General features: G+C 73.7%; 14 protein-coding genes. 2 read left to right on the top strand and 12 right to left on the bottom strand.

The genetic code is table 11. From position 1 onward, the window contains the following. Positions 1–82: 82 nt before the first annotated feature. From H9657_RS12890 to H9657_RS12920, 7 genes are all read right to left on the bottom strand, one after another. Complete coding sequence (locus H9657_RS12890) at positions 83–3,019, bottom strand: VanW family protein (RefSeq protein WP_191783825.1); 2,937 nt, start codon at positions 3,017–3,019, stop codon at positions 83–85. Positions 3,020–3,176: 157 nt separating this feature from the next. Further along, positions 3,177–3,674 (bottom strand): flavin reductase family protein, encoded by a 498-nt coding sequence (locus H9657_RS12895; RefSeq protein ID WP_191783826.1) that lies wholly within the window; start codon positions 3,672–3,674, stop codon positions 3,177–3,179. Continuing rightward, complete coding sequence (locus tag H9657_RS12900) at positions 3,671–4,042, bottom strand: hypothetical protein (RefSeq protein ID WP_191783827.1); 372 nt, start codon at positions 4,040–4,042, stop codon at positions 3,671–3,673. The genes H9657_RS12895 and H9657_RS12900 overlap by 4 nt, the downstream gene beginning before the upstream one ends. 5 nt (positions 4,043–4,047) lie before the next feature. Next, on the bottom strand, positions 4,048–5,004 hold the full coding sequence (locus tag H9657_RS12905) for a PIG-L family deacetylase (protein ID WP_191783828.1): 957 nt from the start codon (positions 5,002–5,004) through the stop codon (positions 4,048–4,050). A gap of 27 nt (positions 5,005–5,031) precedes the next feature. After that, positions 5,032–6,969, bottom strand: coding sequence for a translational GTPase TypA (gene typA, locus H9657_RS12910; protein ID WP_191783829.1), 1,938 nt, complete (start codon positions 6,967–6,969; stop codon positions 5,032–5,034). Between the two features lie 58 nt (positions 6,970–7,027). Next, on the bottom strand, positions 7,028–9,082 hold the full coding sequence (locus H9657_RS12915) for an ABC transporter substrate-binding protein (RefSeq protein WP_191783830.1): 2,055 nt from the start codon (positions 9,080–9,082) through the stop codon (positions 7,028–7,030). A 250-nt stretch (positions 9,083–9,332) separates the two neighbouring features. Then, positions 9,333–11,168, bottom strand: coding sequence for an ABC transporter ATP-binding protein (locus tag H9657_RS12920; protein WP_191783831.1), 1,836 nt, complete (start codon positions 11,166–11,168; stop codon positions 9,333–9,335). 75 nt (positions 11,169–11,243) lie between these two features. Here H9657_RS12920 and H9657_RS12925 point away from each other — a divergent pair, with 75 nt between their 5' ends. Next, positions 11,244–11,855: a hypothetical protein gene (locus tag H9657_RS12925; RefSeq protein WP_191783832.1), complete on the top strand. Its 612-nt coding sequence runs from the start codon at positions 11,244–11,246 to the stop codon at positions 11,853–11,855. Positions 11,856–11,884: 29 nt separating this feature from the next. Here the strand turns inward: H9657_RS12925 and H9657_RS12930 are convergent, their stop codons facing one another. The 4 genes from H9657_RS12930 to H9657_RS12945 form a co-directional block, all read right to left on the bottom strand. Further along, positions 11,885–12,985 (bottom strand): ABC transporter permease, encoded by a 1,101-nt coding sequence (locus H9657_RS12930; RefSeq protein WP_191783833.1) that lies wholly within the window; start codon positions 12,983–12,985, stop codon positions 11,885–11,887. Next, on the bottom strand, positions 12,982–14,502 hold the full coding sequence (locus tag H9657_RS12935; protein ID WP_191783834.1) for an ABC transporter permease: 1,521 nt from the start codon (positions 14,500–14,502) through the stop codon (positions 12,982–12,984). Before H9657_RS12935 ends, H9657_RS12930 begins: the two co-directional genes overlap by 4 nt. A 222-nt stretch (positions 14,503–14,724) precedes the next feature. Next, positions 14,725–16,581: an ABC transporter family substrate-binding protein gene (locus tag H9657_RS12940; protein WP_191783835.1), complete on the bottom strand. Its 1,857-nt coding sequence runs from the start codon at positions 16,579–16,581 to the stop codon at positions 14,725–14,727. Positions 16,582–16,893: 312 nt separating this feature from the next. Further along, positions 16,894–17,553, bottom strand: a complete 660-nt coding sequence (locus H9657_RS12945) for a 4a-hydroxytetrahydrobiopterin dehydratase (RefSeq protein ID WP_191783836.1) — start codon at positions 17,551–17,553, stop codon at positions 16,894–16,896. Positions 17,554–17,631: 78 nt separating this feature from the next. Between H9657_RS12945 and arfB the strand changes: the two genes are divergently transcribed. Then, complete coding sequence (arfB, locus tag H9657_RS12950) at positions 17,632–18,072, top strand: alternative ribosome rescue aminoacyl-tRNA hydrolase ArfB (protein ID WP_191783837.1); 441 nt, start codon at positions 17,632–17,634, stop codon at positions 18,070–18,072. Positions 18,073–18,081: 9 nt separating this feature from the next. Here arfB and ychF read toward each other — a convergent pair whose 3' ends face one another. After that, positions 18,082–19,158 (bottom strand): redox-regulated ATPase YchF, encoded by a 1,077-nt coding sequence (ychF, locus tag H9657_RS12955; protein WP_191783838.1) that lies wholly within the window; start codon positions 19,156–19,158, stop codon positions 18,082–18,084. Between the last annotated feature and the right edge of the window lie 30 nt (positions 19,159–19,188).

Here is a 19,188-nt window from a genome sequence, read left to right on the forward strand (position 1 = left end):
GTCCGGCGCGCGACGGCCGGGCCGCCGCCCCCGCCGCGCCGCCCCCGGCGCGACGGGGGCGGCTGACGTCAGCGGTGCGACGTCACGGCGTCGGCGCCGCCCCCGGGGCCGGTGCCGTGCCGCAGATCACCCGGTTCTGCGGCTTGTACCGCCAGGTGAGGGACTCGGTGTCGACGACCTCGCCGTTGAGCAGGACACGGCGGGTGTTCGTCACCGTGAAGCCCGGGTTGCCGGCGCTCTGCGGCTCGCACGTCGGTGACTGCGAGTACACCGTGGTCGGGTTGACGACCCCGGACCGCCCGCTCTTCGAGGTCTCGACCGTGAAGTGCTTGGTGCTCCAGATCCGCACGTGCGCGCGTCCGTCCGCGACGTAGCCCTGCACGAGCGCACCGTAGGGCGTGTTGTTCTTCCACTTCAGGTCGAGGACACCCGTGAAGATGGTGGCCTCGCGGCCCTCGGGGTAGCGCTGGAACCACTCGCTGTGCGGCGTGTGCTCCACGTCCTCGAACCCGGCGAAGTAGGCGGCGTTGTAGGTCGTGGTCGACACCTGCGACAGCCCGCCGCCCCATGCGTCCTTGTGCTCGCCGTTGACGATCGCCCCCGCCTGGACGAAGCCGTGGGCGGCGTCGACCGGCCCGAGCGCCTCGGTCAGGCTGAACGTCTCCCCCGGCCGCACGAGCGTTCCCGTGATGTTCTTGAGCCCGTTCGCGATGTTGCCCGTGCGGCGCGGCTCGTTCGTCAGCGGCGTGGAGAACTCCGAGACGACCTCCTTGACGCCGAGCCCCTCGAGCTCGGCCGTGGTCTGCGCGGGGTCGGACTGGACCAGCTCGACCGCTGCCAGACGGTCGGTCCCCGCGGTCGCCGCGGTCACGACCGACGTCGCGAGCGCCGCGGGGTCGAGCGTCGTCCCGGCCGTGCCCGGCACGATGACCGGCGAGCCGTCCTGGAACTCGAACCGCGCATCGGACGCCGTGGTCAGCAGGTCGGGCACCTGGGTGAGCACGGCGTCGGCCAGCGCCGCGCCGTCGAGCTGCAGGTCCAGGACGCCGTCCACCGGGACGACCGACGCGTTCGCGGTCAGCGTGGGGACGTCGAGCACCGCCTGGCGGTCCGCGACCTGCACCGTCACCGGCGCGGCCGCGAGCGGCTGCGCGAGCTCGCGCAGCGCGCGGTCGGTCTCCTCCTGGGACACCGCGGGCGCGACGACGCTCGTCGGCAGCGCGAGCGGCCGCTCCTGCGTGAGCCACCCGTCCGCGAGCACCGTCGCGGCGCCGTCCGTGTCCAGCTCCCAGCCGTCGACGGCCTCGGTCGCGTGCGCGGCGCCGTCGGCGAAGACGACCGTGCCGTCGACGGGCGCCAGCGTCAGCGAGCCGGAGAGCTGCGTGAGCGCAGCCTCGAGCGCGTCCTCGTCCACGCGGCTCACGGGCGGCTCCTCACCGACGCCGACCAGGTGCCGCCACAGCCGCACCGGCTCCGTCAGGTCGACGCCCGTCAGGCGCGCGACGGTGGCGCTCGGGTCCAGCTCGAGGCCCGCGGCCGCGGGGTCCACCTCGGCCTGCACCTCCTGCGCCACGACGGGCACGGGGGACGTCGTGCGGTCGGCCAGCCCGTCGGCGAGGTGCTGCTCGGCCTCGTCGGAGGACATCGAGCCGATCTCGACGCCGGCGACGGTGGCCCCGCGCGGCACGCGGTCGGCCAGTCCGTAGGACGCGCCCACGTACAGCGCGCCGACGAGCGCGACGGAGCCGCCCACGACCGCGAGCACGCGGGGCCAGCGGCGGTGCCCGGCGTCGGGCTCGAAGACGTCCAGCGGGGACGTCCCGCGCTCGGCGTCGGGGGTGGCCTCCACCGGTCCGCCCGGCGCGCCGGGCAGGTCGCCGCCGCCGTCGGCCGTCGTGGGTCGAGCCGCTGGCGACGCCGCCGCGGGCGCGGCCCGGGTCGCCAGGTCGTCGCGTGCGGCCGCGGACGGCGCGGGCGGCAGGACGGCGGTCGGGGCGTCGGCGGCCGGGGCGTCGGTTGCCGGGGCGTCGGTTGCCGGGGCGTCGGTTGCCGTGGACGTTCCGGAGGCGTGCGGCTCGTCGGCGGCCCGTGCGGGCGTCGGCTCGTCGGCGGCGGGTGCGTCGGGAACCTCGTCCGCCGCGGGCACGCCGGCGGACGCGGCGTCGCCGCGGTCGTCCGTCTCGGCCGGTGACCCCGACACCGGGCTCTGCGGCAGCGCGTGCGCCGGGACGCCGACCGACGCGGCGTTGAGAGCGGTGAACGCCAGCGCGGACAGGCCGCCGATGCTCAGCGGCGGCAGGGGCGCGGGCTCGTCGCCGCGGGGCGGCGCGTCGGACCGGTCGTCCTCGGCAGCACCGGGAGCCGACCCGTCCGGGTCGGCGGCCGACGTGCTCGGCGCGTCCGTGCCGTCGGAGGACGGGTGCGGCGCGTCCGTGCCGTCGGAGGACGGGTGCGGCGCGTCCGTGCCGGTGGCGTCCGACGCGGGGGCCGCGGGTGCGGTGACGGCGACGTCGTCCCACGACGGCCACGCGGCGAGGGGCTCCGTGTCCGGGGCGAGCGGGCGGCGCCGGGCGTCGACCGGGGCCTGCGTGCGGGCGCCCTGCTCGACGTCCGCGGCTCCGGGTACCGGGACGGCTGCGGCGGCCTCGTCGGCAGCGGTGGGCTGGTCGGCGGTGGGCTCACCGGTGGTGGGCTCACCAGTGGTGGGCTCGCCGGCGGTGGGCTCGTCGGTGGCGGGCTCGCCGGCGGCGGGCTCGTCGGCAGCGTTCGCCTCGACGGATGCGGTCGGCTCGCCGGGTGCCGTCGGCTCGGCGGGCGCGACGTCCTGCGGGACGTCGTCGGCCCCGGGCTCCGGCGCGTCGACCGCGTCGGACGGGCGGGACGGGGCGGCCTCGGGTGCGTCGTGCGGCTGCGGCACGCCCTCGCGCGCACCCTCCGCGCGGGGACGCTCGGGCCCCGCGCCGGGGTCGCGGTCGGCGGCCTCGCCCGTCGGCGTGTCGCGGTCGGTCCCGTGCGTCATCGATCCCCCGTGAAGGTCCTGGGCGCGCGCCCCGGGGCACGCGTCGTGCGCGTCGATCCTACGGGCCCGGCCGCCCGCGACGGGCGGATCGGGCCCCTCGACGCCGATCCTCACCCGCTCCACACAGCTCCCACGCACCCGGGCGTGTCGCGCCGTCCTACCGGACGCCCCGCAACCGGCCGCGCAGGTGCACCAGCGCTCCGCCGACGGCGCCGCCCTCGGCCGCCGCGAGGACCCGGCCGACCACGACGTCGTGGTCACCGGCGGGGTGGACGGCCTCGGTGCGGCAGTCGAACCAGGCGGCGGCCCCGTCGACCCACGCCGCTCCCGACACGGGGGCCGCGCGGTGCGGCACGCGGTCCAGCTGACCCACGGCGGGCCGTCCGGGCGACGCGAGCCACTCGGCGACGTCGCCCTGGTCGTCCGCCAGGACCGACACCGCCCACGTGTCGACGTCGTCGAGCACGTCGCGCAGGCGCGCGTCCGCGTGGACGCAGAAGAGCAGCAGCGGCGGGTCGAGCGACACCGACGCGACCGAGCTGACCGTGGACGCGTGCACGACGCCGCGGTGGACGGCGCTCACCACGACGACGCCGGAGGCCAGCCGGGCGACCACGGCGCGGAACGCGTCGGGCGTGACGTCGCCGACGCTCACGGCGACGGCGGCCGCTCGTCCTCGACCCAGCGCCGCGGCGCGAAGGCGACCAGCGCGACCACGAACACCACGCCGATCACCCACGCCGGCCCCCACAGGTCGCGCCCCGTGACGAGGACGTCGCCACCGGGGCCGCCGCTCGCGAGGACCTGGACGGCGAGGATCGTGCCACCGGCGCTCGCGACGTAGCCGAACCACCCGACCCACGCGCGCGACACCAGCACGATGACGAGCACCAGCAGCAGGCAGACGACCAGGCCCCAGGGGCGGACCGCGCGGTGCATGACCGTGCCGAGCGTCCCCGCGAGGAGTCCGAGGCCGAGGGTGGCGGCGGCACGCCAGAGGGTCGCGACGGTGGGCGGCTGCACGGCGCTCACGCTACCGGTCGCACACCGGCGGGCCACGTCACGCCCGCGGCCGCGGCGCGCGTGCCGCCCGGGGCGTACCGGTAGGCCTCGACGGGCAGGACGGGTGCGAGCACGGCGTTGCTCAGCGCGTAGCAGCCCAGCAGTGCGTCGTCGCCGTCGACGGGCCGCACGGCCTGCACCTGCGTCGCGTGCGCGCGCAGCGCGGCGAGCACCCGGTCCCGCACGGGCGCGACGTCCACGACGACGTCGACCTCGTCGTCGGGCACGGCCACGCTCGGCTGCTCGCCGCCCGGGTCCGGCAGCGTGAGGTCCCGGCCGCCGCGGCCCAGCGCCGCACGGACCGTGTCGCCGGCGAGCGCGGCCTGCGCGCGCCGCAGCGTCGCGCTGCCGGCGACGGACCACAGCACGACGGGCACCGTGTGGGCGGGTGCGTGCGTGTCGTCCTCGCGCGCGGCGAGCTCGAGCGCCAGCATCGTGACCTCGTGCGCCCGCACGTGGTCGGGGTGCCCGTAACCACCACCGGGCTCGTACGTGGCCACCACCTGCGGCCGCCGCAGCCGCAGCAGGTGGGCGAGCGCACCTGCCGCCTGCGCGAGGGGCACGAACGCGAAGGCGTCCGGCGGGGCGTCGTCGGACGGCCCGGCGCGGCCCGCACCGACCCACGCCATGCCGGAGTCCTCGTACCGCACGTCCGCGGTCACGGCCTCGTCGAGGAACCCGTGGTCGTGCACCCCGAGCGCGCGCAGCGCGGCGCCGAGCTCACCCTCGCGGTGCTCGGCCAGCGCCGGACCGTCACCCTCGAGGTGGGCCCAGCGCCGGCCGATGACCTCACCGCGCTCGCCGCGCGTCGCGGTCACGACCGTGACCGGCCGACCGGCGGCCGCCCACGTCGCGAGCAGCGCGCCGGTCGCGAGCGACTCGTCGTCGGGGTGCGCGTGCACCGCCAGCAGACCGCCGGTCATGGTCCTCCCCCGCTCGCGACGCCGCGGTCAGGACTTCTTGTTGCGTGCCGTCTGGCGCGCGCGCTCCGTCTGGTCGAGCACGACCTTGCGGATGCGCACGACCTCCGGCGTCACCTCGACGCACTCGTCCTCGCGCGCGAACTCGAGCGACTCCTCGAGCGTCAGCTTGCGCGGCGGCACCACGTTCTCGAACGACTCCGACGTCGAGGAGCGGATGTTGTTGAGCTTCTTCTCCTTGGTGATGTTGACGTCCATGTCCTCGTTGCGCGCGTTCTCACCGACGACCATGCCCTCGTACACCTCCGAGGTGGCCTCGACGAAGAACGTGCCGCGGTCCTGCAGGTTGAGCATGGCGAACGGGGTCGCGACGCCCGAGCGGTCCGCGACCAGCGAGCCGTTGACGCGCGTCTCGATCGGGCCCGCCCACGGCTCGAAGCCCTCGGCGATCGACGACGCGATGCCGGTGCCGCGCGTGTCCGTGAGGAACCGGGTGCGGAACCCGATGAGGCCGCGCGCCGGGACGACGAACTCCATGCGCACCCAGCCGGTGCCGTGGTTGCTCATCGTCTGCATGCGGCCCTTGCGCTGCGCGAGCAGCTGCGTGACCGAGCCCAGGTACTCCTCGGGCACGTCGATCGTCATGCGCTCGGTCGGCTCGTGGACCTTGCCGTCGACCTTCTTCGTGACGACCTGCGGCTTGCCGACGGTCAGCTCGAAGCCCTCGCGACGCATCTGCTCGACGAGGATCGCCAGGGCCAGCTCGCCGCGGCCCTGCACCTCCCACGCGTCGGGACGCTCGGTGGGCAGCACGCGCAGCGACACGTTGCCGATGAGCTCGCGGTCCAGGCGGTCCTTGACCTGGCGGGCCGTGACCTTGTGGCCCTTGCCGCCCTTGCCGGCCAGCGGCGAGGTGTTGATGCCGATGGTCATCGAGATCGCCGGGTCGTCGACCGTGATGAGCGGCAGCGGCCGCGGGTCGTCGGGGTCCGTCAGCGTCTCGCCGATCGTGATGTCCTCGATGCCGGCGACCGCGACGATGTCGCCGGGCCGGGCCTCGTCGGTCGGCACGCGGTCGAGCGCCTTGGTCTCGAGCAGCTCGGTGATACGGACGTTCTGCATCGTCCCGTCGTGGCGCGCCCACGCGACGGTCTGGCCCTTGCGCAGCGTGCCGTTGTACATGCGCAGCAGCGCGAGACGGCCGAGGAACGGGGAGGCGTCGAGGTTGGTGACGTGCGCCTGCAGCGGCGCGGTCGGGTCGTACGTCGGCGCGGGGATCTTCTCGAGGATCGTCTCGAACAGCGGCTCGAGGTCCGGGCTGTCCGGCATGTCGCCGTCGGCCGGCTGCGTGCGCGAGGCCTTGCCGACCTTGGCGGCCGCGTAGACGACGGGCACGTCGAGGATCGCGTCGAGGTCCAGGTCCGGGACGTCCTCGTGCAGGTCGGAGGCCAGGCCCAGCAGCAGGTCCGTCGCCTCGGCGACGACCTCCTCGATGCGGGCGTCGGGGCGGTCCACCTTGTTGACCACGAGGATCACCGGGAGCTTCGCCTCGAGCGCCTTGCGCAGCACGAAGCGCGTCTGCGGCAGCGGGCCCTCGGACGCGTCGACCAGCAGGACGACGCCGTCGACCATGGACAGGCCGCGCTCGACCTCGCCGCCGAAGTCGGCGTGCCCCGGGGTGTCGATGACGTTGATCGTGATGCCGTCGGGCTCGCCGACCTTCGCGGCCGCGGGGCCCGAGTACCGGATCGCGGTGTTCTTCGCGAGGATCGTGATGCCCTTCTCGCGCTCCAGGTCACCCGAGTCCATCGCACGCTCGTCCACGTGGTCGTGCGCACCGAACGCGCCGGACTGCCAGAGCATCGCGTCGACGAGGGTCGTCTTGCCGTGGTCGACGTGCGCCACGATGGCGACGTTGCGCAGGTCGGAGCGCACGGCGGTGGCGGTGGCCTGGTCGGTTGCGGGCATGCGGGTACTCATCTCAGGAGGCTGGGGGCTAGCCGAGGCGTCGGCGCAGCGTTCCATCCTACCGTCGTGTCCAGCCCCACCACCATGTGAGGTCCGCCGCAGCGGGCGTCAGGACCGGGACGTCCGCCACGACGGGCAGCCCGGGGACGCTCTCGGGGGCCCGTGCGGCGGTCACCGTGAGCACGGGCGTGCGCACCACCGGGAGCACCGCGCCCCAGGTCCGCAGGCTCTGCGTCGCGGACGCCAGGGCGTCGGAGGCCGCCGCCGGGTCGGGCTGCGCGGCCAGCGCGTCGAGCACCGCGTCGAGCGCCGGGTCCGCGTGGCCCGTGACGTTCGTCGCAGCTCCGCTGCGCCAGCGCGCGACGAACGCGGCGACCGGGAGGTCCTCCTGCGCGACGGGCACGAGGGCCGCGTCCCAGTCCTCGGGTCGCGCGCCCCGCGCCTGCGCGGCATCGGCGTCGACCGGCACGACCTCCATGCCGGCGTCCGCCGCGGCGGCGGTGATCAGGTCCAGCGCGGCGGACCGCACCGGGTCGGCCGTGTTCGTCAGCACCCGCACGGTCACCGGGTCACCGGCCGGGGGCTCCGGAGCGGCGGCCGGCTCCTGCGGCGCCGCGCCCGACGCACCCGGCGCCACCTGGGCGGCCACGACGTCCGAGACCTGCGCCCGGGCCCACAGCGGACGCACCGCGTCCGCCACCAGCTCGTCGCGCGGCACGCTCGCGAGGAACGCGGCGCGCAGGCCGGCGGCCGCGGCAGCGGGATCCGGTGCGCTCGCGTGGGACGCCGGGTCGAAGACCCCGGCGGCGCCCTCCTGCACGACCAACTGGAGGACGGCGTCGCCCCCGGTGCCGACCGCGACGTCCTCGAGCCCCTCGGCCGCCGCCAGGACGTCGCGGGTGCTCACGGGTGCCGCGACGTCGACGTCGCCGGCGTCGAGCGCGTCGAGCTGGGCCAGCGGGTCGAGGTCGGTGCGCACCCGCACGCGGTCGAACGCCGCGGGCGCGTCGCCCGCGTACCGCTCGTTGCGGACGGCCTCGACGCCGGACGCGTCGACGCGCGCCAGGACGTACGGGCCCGTCGTCGTGGTGAGCGTCGGGTCGGCGGCGACGTCCGTGGCGCGGCCGACCGTGCGCCACACGCGCGACAGGGGCACGAGCGCCGCGCGGTCCTGCTGCTGGACGGCCGTGACGACGGCCTGCGCCCACGCCGCGGCGTCGGCCGCGTCCTGGTCGGCGTCCTCGTCCCCGGGCGTCGCGTCGCCCGTCGCCGTGGGCGTGGCGGACGCGAAGGCCGTGGTGGACCCCGGCTCCGTGGCGGTGGCCGTCGGCGTCGCACCGTCGCCGCCGGACGGCGTGGCCGTCGACGTCGCGGCGGTCGTCGGCGTGGCGGTCGGCAGCGGCGGGGCGTCCGGGTCGAGCGCCCACCTGCCGACGACGTGCGCGGGCAGGTTGACGTCGAGCGCGACCCGCCAGTCGGCCACGGGGGTGTCGTAGACGACCGTCACGGTGTCGCCGTCGACCGTCGGCACGCTCGACGCGCGCGCGAGCGCCGCCGACGGGGCACCGAACAGGACGACGTCGTCGGGCACGGACGCCACCGCGCCGTCGGCGTCGAGCTCGGGCACGACCTCGTCGAGCTGCCCGCTGCGGGCCGCCCACTCCAGGAGCAGGTCCGCGGGGCCCACCGGCACGCCGTCGGACCAGCGGGCCGTCGGGGCGATCGTGTAGCGCACGGTCAGCGGGTCGTCGCCGACCTTCTCGACGGTCCCGAACGACTCGTCGTCCGTGACCGTCCCGTCGGGGGCGAGCGACGTGAATCCCGCCTGCACGAGCCCGCGCACCAGGACGCTGCCCGGCGCGCGGCCCGCAGCCGTGGCGCCGTTGAGCGACGCGAACGGCAGGTCCGCCGAGACGACCACGGTCCCGGCGCGTGCGGGGTCCACGGGATCGGACGTGCAGGCTGCCAGGGCACCGACCCCGAGCGGCAGGACCAGGAGCGCGGCGCCCGCACGGGCGCGCGTCCGCCGCCCCGCGGTCCGCGCCCGGCGGTCCGCCGTCCCGTCCCCCGCCGCCGTCCGCGCCGTGCCCGTCTCCCGCATCGTCCCCGTCACCCGTCCGCCTCCCACGCCGCGCCCGCGGCACGTCCGCCGTTTCCCGTCGGGACCCTGTCACGCCCACCCGTGCATCGGCGCGCGGACGCGCGGACTGAACCCCACGAGAGCCGCGAATCGGCACGATCGCACCGCACCGGTGCGTCTCCCCCCACACCGGGCGCCGACGCAGGCCGCCGCCCACCTCGGGGACGACGACGCCCGGCCACCGGGACGGGGGTCGGGCGTCGTGGCGGCGGCCGGTGGCGTGTCAGACGCCCGTGCCGTGCGTCCGCTCGTTGTCGATCTCGTCGATGCCGACGCTGTCGTGCCGGGCGGCGTCGGCGGCCTGCCGCGCCTCCTCGGCCTCGAGCTCGCCGCGCTGGGCCTCGAGCAGCGCGTCGCGCGCGATGCGGCGCTCCCGCTGCGCCTCGGGGTCCGGCACGGGGACGGCGGCGATGAGCCGCTGCGTGTACGGGTCCTGCGGGTCGTGGACCACCTGCGCGGCCTCGCCGACCTCGACGAGCCGCCCGTTGCGCATCACCGCGATGCGGTCGGACAGGATCTCGACGACGGCCAGGTCGTGGCTGATGAACAGGCACGCGAAGCCGTGCTCGCGCTGCAGCTCCTGGAACAGGTCGAGGACGGCGGCCTGGACGGACACGTCGAGCGCGGACGTCGGCTCGTCGGCCACGAGCAGGCGCGGCTCGAGCGCGAGCGACCGGGCGATGCCGACGCGCTGACGCTGACCGCCGGACAGCTCGTGCGGGTAGCGGTTGCGCATCGCGCGCGGCAGCCGGACCTGGTCGAGCAGCCGCTCGATCTCGCGCTGCGCCGCCTGCCCCTTGACGCCCCGGTGCAGCAGGAGCGGCTCGGCGATGGACTCACCGATCGGCAGGCGCGGGTTCAGCGAGGAGCCCGGGTCCTGGAAGACGATCCCGACCTTGGTGCGCAGCGGCTTGAGGTCCTTGTTCGACGCGCCGACCATGTCCTGGCCGACGATCTTCAGCGACCCGCTCGTGACGGGCAGCAGCCCGACCACGGCGCGGCCGATCGTCGTCTTGCCCGAGCCGGACTCCCCGACCAGGCCCACGACCTCGCCCTGGCGGATCTGCAGCGAGACGCCGTCGACGGCCCGGAACGTCGGCGTACGGCGCCGACCGGGGTACTCGATGACGATGTCCTTCGCGTCGAGCGCGAGCGGCTCGTCGCCGTCGGCCGGCGCGGCCGGCGCCTCGACGGGCGCCGTCGTGGTCGCGGGGCGCGCGGCGTACGCGGCGGCGCCCCTGCCCAGGTGCGGGACGGCCTCGAGGAGCTTGACCGTGTACGGGTGCTGGGGGTTGTTGAAGACGTCGTGCGTCGGCCCCTGGTCGACGATCCGGCCGTCCTTCATGACGATGATCTTGTCCGCCATGTCGGCCACCACGCCCATGTCGTGCGTGATGAGCACGATGCCCGCGTCGATCCGCTCGCGCAGGTCCCGCATGAGCTTGAGGATCTCGGCCTGCACCGTGACGTCGAGGGCCGTGGTCGGCTCGTCGGCGATGAGCAGCTTCGGGTCGCACGCCAGGGCCTGCGCGATCATGGCGCGCTGCCGCTGCCCGCCCGAGAGCTGGTGGGGGTAGGAGTCGACGCGCTTGTCGGGGTTCGGCAGGTCGACGAGCCGCAGCAGCTCGATCGCGCGCTCGCGCGCCTCGGCCGGGCCGATCTCGAAGTGCGCACGCAGCGTCTCGACGATCTGGAAGCCGATCGTGAACACGGGGTTCAGCGCCGTCATCGGCTCCTGGAAGATGACCGCGATCTCCTTGCCGCGGATGCGGCGCAGCCGGCTCGTCGGCATGCCGACGAGCTCGCGGTCATCCAGCTTCGCGGAGCCCCGGGCGCGCCCGTTGGGCGGCAGCAGACCCAGCAGCGCCATCGAGGACTGCGTCTTGCCCGAGCCGGACTCGCCGACGATCGCGAGGACCTCGCCCGGGCGCACGTCGTACGAGACGTCGGCCGCGGCGGGGTACCAGGTGCCGTCGACGTAGAAGTCGACGCCGAGGTCCCGCACGGACAGCACGGGCTCGTCGGTACGGGTGGGGACGGGAGGCGTGTCGATGGCCACCGTTCAGCGTCCTTCCTGCACGCGCGCCGTCGGCCCGGTGGGGGCGGCGTGGTGCCGGTCTGCGAGCATGGTCGCGTGGGAGCCACGCAGGAGTTCACGTCGGGTTACGGGCGCGTCCTGACCCTCGCCGGTGCGGCGATCGGTCTGGTCGCGCTCGTGTCGGTCACGGTGCAGGACGGTGCGGGCGAGGCGCTGCGCGCCCTGCCGCTCGTCGGCCTGGTCGTGGTCGTGCTGTGGGCGCTGTTCTGGCGACCCGGTGTCGAGGTGTCCGACGGCGAGGTCGTCGTGCGCAACGTGCTGAGCACCGTGCACGTCCCGTGGCCGACGTACCGCGAGGTCGAGTACGGCTGGTCGCTCGTCGTGCGGACCAGCGACGGCGACGTCACGGTGTTCGCCGCACCGCGCGCGAGCGCCACGGCCCGCCGGGTCCGCCGAGGTCGCGCACCGCTGCCCGACGCCGTGCCGCCGCCCGGCCGGCCGGTGCGCTCGCTGCAGGCGACCGCCGAGAGCGTCGGCGCGGCCATCGAGGCCCGGCACGACGCGCTGGTCGCGGCCGGCCACCTCGACGGTGCGCAGCGCGTCGCCGTCGAGCAGGGCCTGACGACGACGCGCCGCGTGCACGTCGTGACGGTGGGCGCCGTCGCGCTGCTCGCCGCGGCGAGCGTCGCCGTGCTGACCGCCGGCTGACCCGCCGCGGACCGGCATCGGGACCGCGGTCACGAGCCCGTGCCGGCGTTGCGCACGTCGTCCGCCGGCCGCACGGTCGAGGCGTTCGCACGCGCGGCCGAGCCGTCCGCCTCCATCGCCTTGGCCATCTTGCGCTCCGAGGGGATGCGCTTCTGGCGCGGGTCGAACGCGTCGCGCAGGCCGTCGCCGATGAAGTTGATGCTCAGCGCGATGACGACGATGAACAGGCCCGGCCACCAGAACAGCCAGGGCCGTGTGGCGAACGCCTGCTGGTACTGGTTGATGAGCTGACCGAGCGAGATCTCGGGCTGCTGGATGCCGAACCCGAGGAACGACAGGGCCGTCTCCAGCAGGATCGCCGAGCTCATGAGCAGCGTGACCGACACGATGACCGTGCCGATCGCGTTCGGCAGGATGTGCTTGAAGATGATCCGCAGGTTGCTGGCGCCGGCGACACGGGCCGCGTCGACGAACTCGCGCTCGCGCAACGACAGGAACTCGCCGCGCACGAGGCGCGCGAGGGTCGTCCACAGGATCAGTCCCATCGCGATCGCGAACACCAGGCCGCTGACGCCACCGGCGATCTTGCCGATGACCGCACCGATGACGATGGTGGGGACCGTGATCACCAGGTCGGTGAGCCGCATGAGGACGGTGTCCGAGCGGCCGCGGAAGAACCCGGAGGCCGCGCCGACCGCGATGCCGATCACGGCGGAGACGGTGCCGATCACGACCATGACCATGAGCGACGTCTGCACGCCCGCCATGACGCGCGCGAAGATGTCGCGCCCGATCTCGTCCTGGCCGAACGGGTGGTCGCCGATCACGAAGCCCGAGCCACCGAGCCACGTCGGCAGGGACATCGACGGGCGGCCCGCGTCGACGACGGAGGGCGTCTGGTACGGCGTCCACTGCCACCAGCCGGGCACCGGCCCGACGCCGACGGAGGTGAGGGCCAGCAGGGTCGTGATCCCGAGCATGACGAGGCCGAGGATCGCACCCTTGTGGCGGAAGAACCGCCGGCGGACGATCTGGCCCTGCGAGAGGCCCTCGACCTCCTTGAGCTCGATCTCGTTCTCGAGGTGCTCGTCGACCGGCGAGCCGGACGGGGGTGTCATCGGGGTGCTCATGCGTCCAACCGGATCCGGGGGTCGATCGTCGCGTACACGATGTCCGCGATGATGTTGGCGAGGATGGCGAGGATGGCGGTCACCAGCAGGTAGGCCATGACCGGCTCGATCTCTGCGTCGGTCAGGGACCGCACGAAGAGCTGTCCCATGCCGGGCCGCGCGAAGACCGCCTCGGTGATGATGGCGCCGCCGATCAGCGTGATGATGTCGATCGGGACGACCGTCGCGAGCGGGATCATCGCGTTGCGGAACCCGTGCCGCACGATGACCAGGCGCTCCGGCAGGCCCTTGGCGCGCGCCGTACGGATGTAGTCCTGGTTCATCACCTCGAGCATGCTCGAGCGGGCGTAGCGCGTGTACGACGCGAACGCGATGAGCACGAGCGTCGCCGTCGGCAGCGCGAGGTGCGTGAACGAGTCGAGCGTCTGCACCCAGTAGTTGCCGCCGAGGTTGGGCGTCCGGTCACCGAACGTCGGGATCGGCCGCCCGCCGAGGGCTTTGAAGTACGGCCCCCACACCTGCAGCACCTGGTCGACGAAGGTCAGTGCGCCCATGACGAGCGCGACGGCGGCACCCGTGTGCGCGGACAGGCGCCAGTCGGCACCGCCGTACAGCCGCCCGACGAGGTAGCCGACCGCGGCGGCCAGGAGCGCGAGACCGGCGATGAGCCAGTTCGACTCGACGACCGAGTCGAAGACCACCTGCATCGGGAAGTACAGGACCGTGCCGAGCGCGACCACCGTCAGGGCGGTCCACAGCGCGCGCCGGTTGTGCAGGCCCGCGAAGACGCCGACGACCGCGACGGCCGTACCGGCGCCCAGCACCACGAGCAGGACGGGCCCGATCTGCGGCCGGTCCCACCACCCGGTGAGCTGGATGTAGGCGAGCAGCGCGACGTTGGCGGCGGTGGCGATCCCGAAGACCTGCACACGTCGCCGGGGCGAGCCGCCGATCGCGAGCGACCACAGCAGACCGACCAGCAGCGACGCGCCGACGATGACGGGCCACGCGATCACGGGGTCGCGCAGGAAGTCGTTGAACCCGATCGCGGCCCACTGCTTGAGCAGGACGGCGACCCAGAACGACGGCAGCGAGAACAGCAGGAACGACAGGAAGATGATGATGTAGTCGAACGCGCTGTACTGGCGCAGCGCGGACACGATGCCCACCGTGACGCCCAGGATGACGGCGAGGAACGTCGCGGCCGTGACGAGCTCGAGCGTCGACCCGATCGCGTGGGTGAGCAGGCTGCTCACGTCGCGACCCGAGCGCCAGGCCGTTCCCAGGTCGCCGGTCAGCAGGTCACCGAACCACTGGAAGAACCGGACGACCACGTTGACGTCGAGGTTCAGGTCGGCGATGCGCTGCTCGATGAGCTGCTGCTTGTTGGGCGCGGTGCTCTCGATGAGGTCCTGCAGCGGGTCGATCGCGCGGTCGACCAGCAGGAACATGAGGAAGAGCGCCACGACGAGGGTGGCGATCCCGGCCGCGATGCGGCGGAAGAGGAAGTTGAGCACGGAGGGCTACCTCGGGTCTGACGGGAAGCCTGACGTCCGGGATCGTATCCCGCTGACGTCCAGGTGGGTGTGGGACGCGGTGGAGGACCTACCTGGGATGGGGCGGCACGGCCGCGCTGTACGCACGCACGGCAAGGGCGCCGGGGGTCGCAACCCTCACGGCGCCCTCGTCGTGCGGTGAACCGCTCGGGCCCCCGCGCGGGGGCGCCGGGGCCCGACGGGTCACTCGGTGGTGGCGTCCTCGGTGGCCGCGTCGCCCGCGGTCCACTCCCAGAAGCCGTAGAAGATCGTCGGTGCGATCCCCAGCTTCTGGACGTTGCCGATCTTCTCCGGGTTCCAGGCGGTGACGCCCGGGTGCTGGAAGATCGTCACGCCGAACGCGTCGTCGACGAGGTGCTTCTCGACCTCACCGAGGATCCGCTCCTGCTCGGCAGGGTCGGTCTCGACCTGGAGCTCGTCGTACAGCGCGTCCACCTCGGGGTTCGAGTAGCCGAAGTAGTTGTTCGTCGCGCCGGTGCGGTAGTTCGCGTCCGACTCGGTGACGGCGGTCGCGGTGGACTGCCAGCCGAACAGCGCCGCGTCGTAGAACGAGGTGGCGTTCGAGAGGTCCGTGCCCCAGTCGGTCTGGACCGTGTAGGCCACGACGTCGAAGCCGGCCTCGGCGGCCGAGGCCTTGATGAGCTCGAACTGGTTCACGCGGCGCGTGTTGTTCGGGTCGAACAGCATGCGGACCTGGACGTTCGGGACGCCGACCTCGGCGAGCAGCGCCTTGGCGCCGTCGATGTCGACCTCGCCGTACGCGGTGCCCTGGCCGTTGGCCTCGACGATGCCGTCGTACATGGGCGAGCCGGGGACCTGCGTGAACGAGTTGCGCACCTCGGCGTCCGGGTTCAGCGGGACGATGAGGTCGGAGACGATCTTCTCGCGCGGGATCGTCTTGAGGAACGCCTGGCGGACCTTGTGGGCCTTCTCGGCGTCGCCACCGTAGGTCGCGGCGTCGAACGGACCGCCGTTGCCCTGCTGCAGGTCGACGTGCTCGTACGTGCCCTCGACGTTCGTCTCGACCTCGACGCCGTCGATGGCCTCGAGCGCCTTGAGGATGTCGGCCGTGGACTGCGGGCTGATGAGGTCGACCTCACCGTTCTGCAGCGCCTGGACCTGGCCCATCGGGTCGCCGTTGTAGCGGACCGTGACCTTCTCGAAGACGGCCGTGCGGTCGCCCTCGTAGTCCGGGTTCGCGGTGAGCGTCAGGTACTGCTCCTCGACGAACTCCGTGATCGTGTACGGGCCCGAGGTCACGAGGAGCTGCGGGTCGTCCGGCAGGGACGCGAAGTTCCAGTCGTCGCTCCAGACCTTGGCGATCTTGGAGAGGTCCTCGGTGTTCTCGTCCTGGATGGCGGCGACGAGCGCGTCGGTCGCCTCCTGCGGGTCCTCGATGCCGAGGGCGCGCTGCGCGACGATGTGCGCCGGGAGGTTGTTGTCGATCGCCGTCTCCCAGTCCGCGAACGGCTTGGAGTAGACCAGCGTGATCGAGTCGTCCTCGATCTCGGGCGTCTCCTCGATCAGGGCGACGGCCGGGCTCGCGGCGTCGAAGTACACGCCGGCGTCGATCGCCTCCTGGTTGGTGACGTTGCCCTCGTCGTCGTACTCGGGCTCGACGTTGTTGAACTTGCCGCTCTGCGCGGCCCACTCCAGGAGGAGGTCGGCAGGGCTGCCGGCGACGCCGTCCGACCACTTCGCGGTGTCCGCGTAGGTGTACGTGATGGTCAGCGGGTCGTCCGAGACCTTCTCGTAGGTCCCCCACGACTCGTCGATCACGAGCTCGAGGTCCGAGTTGTAGTCGTTGAACCGCGAGTTGGCCATGTACGTGATGATGTTGTTGGCCGTCGCGTTGCCGGTGATGCTCTCGCCGTTGAACGAGGACATCGGCTGGTTCCAGGCGATGTTGATCGCGGTGTCGGTGTTGATACCCGCGTTGTCGTCATCGCCGGCACCCTCGTCGGCGCCCGTGCAGGCAGCGAGCGCGAGCACGCTGACCGTGGCGACCGACGCGAGGACAGCCTTGCGTGTGATCCTCAATGTTCCTCCTGAGACGTGGTGGACGTGGCCGCGCGACCCCGCCGGTGCAGAGCCGGGGTCCGGGCGCGAGCGTCCGCCTGAATTGTGGCCACGCTAACCCCGGGCCGGGCGACAATCGAGACATGGACGAACGCCCATGTCGATCGTTACCTGATTGATACTGGTCAGTACCGTCCATCATACGAGACGTACGAGGCGGTAACGCGCCTGAAACGACGATGACACATCCCACGTTCGGGTGGCGCGGGACCTCTGGACGCTCCGACGCCCGCGGCGTCTGCTAGGGAGGCCGAGCGGGAGCCTGCCCCACGCTCATCCCCCGGCCTGCCGGTCCTGCCACGTGCACAGGCACGAACGGTTCCCGTCCGCGTCCGCCAGCACCCAGAAGCTCGGCGCCTGCGCGTCGTCGACCACCCGTCCCCCGGCGGCCACCGCTGCCTCGATCCGCCCCTGCACGGCCGCGGGGTCGACCCACACGTCGAGGTGCCAGCGCTGCCGCGGCTCGTCCGACCCCGACGGCTGGAACCAGACCGGGGGGTGCGCGCCGGCGGGATCCCGGACCTCGTCGTCCGCGCCCGCCCGGCGCTCGTAGCCGAGGAAGGCCTGCCAGAACGGCAGGACCGCTCCGCCGTCCGGCGCGTCCAGCGCCAGCTCGACGCTCTGCAGGTCCGCCCCGTCGTGCGTGAGCCCCGCGTCGGCCACCAGACGCGACACCGTGCGGGCCAGGTCCACGTCGCGCTGCGTGACCCCGTCCGCGTCGTGGCTCCACAGCCGGACGTCGACGTGCCCCCAGCGCAGGTCGAGGTCCGGGTGGTGGTCGGCCTGCTCGGCGGCGGCACCGATCGCGTCGACCAGGGCGAGACCGGCGGCGAAGCCGCCCGTGGCCACCCGTGTCCGCAGCCCGTCGCTCAGGTGGACCCACCCGGCCAGGCCGGCGTCCGCGGTCTGCTGCCCCGTGAGCTTCGTCGCCATAGCGGCATCGTGGCGCAGGAGGCCCCGGCGCGCCCGTCGAACCGGGAGATCAGGAGAGACGGACGGCACACTGGGGGTGTGGACGACCTGCACGTCGCTCCGGGGCCCGGCGCTCCCGCGGGCCTCACCGTGCCCGCCGCCGACCTGCTCGAGCAGTTCTCCCGCGCGTCCGGGCCCGGGGGCCAGGGGGTCAACACCACGGACTCCCGCGTGCAGCTCAGCATCGACCTCGGGACGACGACCGCGCTCGACGCCGTGCAGCGCGAGCGCGTCCTCGGCCGGCTCGCGCCCCGGCTCACGGGCACGGTGCTGACGATCAGCGCCGCCGAGCACCGCTCGCAGCGGCAGAACCGCGCGGCGGCACGCGAGCGCCTGGCCGCGCTGCTGCGCGAGGCGGTCGCTCCCCCGACGCCCCGACGCCCCACCCGGCGCACCAGGGGCTCGCAGCGCCGCCGCCTGGAGGACAAGCGGGAGCGGTCGGCCCTCAAGCAGGAGCGCCGACGCCCCGGGCGCGACTGACCCTGCGGGTCAGACGTTGAAGCGGAACTCCACCACGTCGCCGTCGTGCATGACGTAGTCCTTGCCCTCGATGCGGGCCTTGCCGGCCGCTCGCGCGGCGGCCACGGACCCCGTCTCGACGAGGTCGTCGAACGAGATGACCTCCGCCTTGATGAAGCCCTTCTGGAAGTCCGTGTGGATGACCCCGGCCGCCTGCGGGGCCGTCCAGCCCTGGTGGATCGTCCAGGCGCGCGACTCCTTGGGACCCGCCGTGAGGTACGTCTGCAGGCCGAGGGTGCGGAAGCCGACGCGGGCCAGCTGGTCCAGGCCCGCCTCGGTCTGGCCGTTGGCCTCGAGCATCTCGCGCGCCTCGTCCTCCTCCAGCTCGACCAGCTCGGACTCGAACTTGGCGTCGAGGAAGATCGCCTCGGCGGGCGCGACCAGGGCGCGCAGCCGCTCCTGCATCGCGGTGTCGGCCAGTCCCTCGTCGTCGGTGTTGAAGACGTAGATGAACGGCTTGGACGTCATGAGCTGCAGGGCGCGCACGTGCTCGTCGTCGGCGAGGCCGGCGGCGAACAGCGTCTGGCCCGTCTCCAGGACGGCCAGCGCGCGCTGGGCGGCGTCGAGCACCTCGGGGTCCGTCTTCTTGCCGCGGACCTCCTTCTCGAGCCGCGGGATCGCGTTCTCGAGCGTCTGGAGGTCCGCGAGGACGAGCTCGGTCGCGATGATCTCGATGTCGCCCTCGGGGTCGACCTTGCCGCTGACGTGCACGACGTCCGGGTCGGCAAAGGCGCGCGTGACCTGGCAGATCGCGTCGGCCTCACGGATGTTCGCGAGGAACTTGTTGCCCAGGCCCTCACCCTCGCTGGCGCCCTTGACGATCCCCGCGATGTCCACGAACGACACCGTCGCCGGCAGGATCCGCTCCGAGCCGAAGATCTCGGCGAGCTTGTCCAGCCGCGGGTCCGGCAGCGGCACGACCCCCACGTTCGGCTCGATCGTCGCGAACGGGTAGTTCGCCGCGAGGACCTGCGCGCGGGTGAGCGCGTTGAAGAGGGTGGACTTGCCGACGTTGGGCAGTCCGACGATGCCGATGGTGAGAGCCACGGGCGTCGAGTCTACGCAGCCGTCCGGGTG

Source organism: Cellulomonas avistercoris (genome assembly GCF_014836445.1).
Taxonomy (GTDB): Bacteria; Actinomycetota; Actinomycetes; order Actinomycetales; family Cellulomonadaceae; genus Cellulomonas; species Cellulomonas avistercoris.

Excerpts from the sequence above, each read along its gene's own strand:
- H9657_RS12890 (WP_191783825.1), bottom strand. The coding sequence starts at position 3,019 with ATGACGCACGGGACCGACCGCGACACGCCGACGGGCGAGGCCGCCGAC.
- H9657_RS12905 (WP_191783828.1), bottom strand. The coding sequence starts at position 5,004 with ATGACCGGCGGTCTGCTGGCGGTGCACGCGCACCCCGACGACGAGTCG.
- typA (WP_191783829.1), bottom strand. The coding sequence starts at position 6,969 with ATGCCCGCAACCGACCAGGCCACCGCCACCGCCGTGCGCTCCGACCTG.
- H9657_RS12930 (WP_191783833.1), bottom strand. The coding sequence starts at position 12,985 with ATGAGCACCCCGATGACACCCCCGTCCGGCTCGCCGGTCGACGAGCAC.
- H9657_RS12945 (WP_191783836.1), bottom strand. The coding sequence starts at position 17,553 with ATGGCGACGAAGCTCACGGGGCAGCAGACCGCGGACGCCGGCCTGGCC.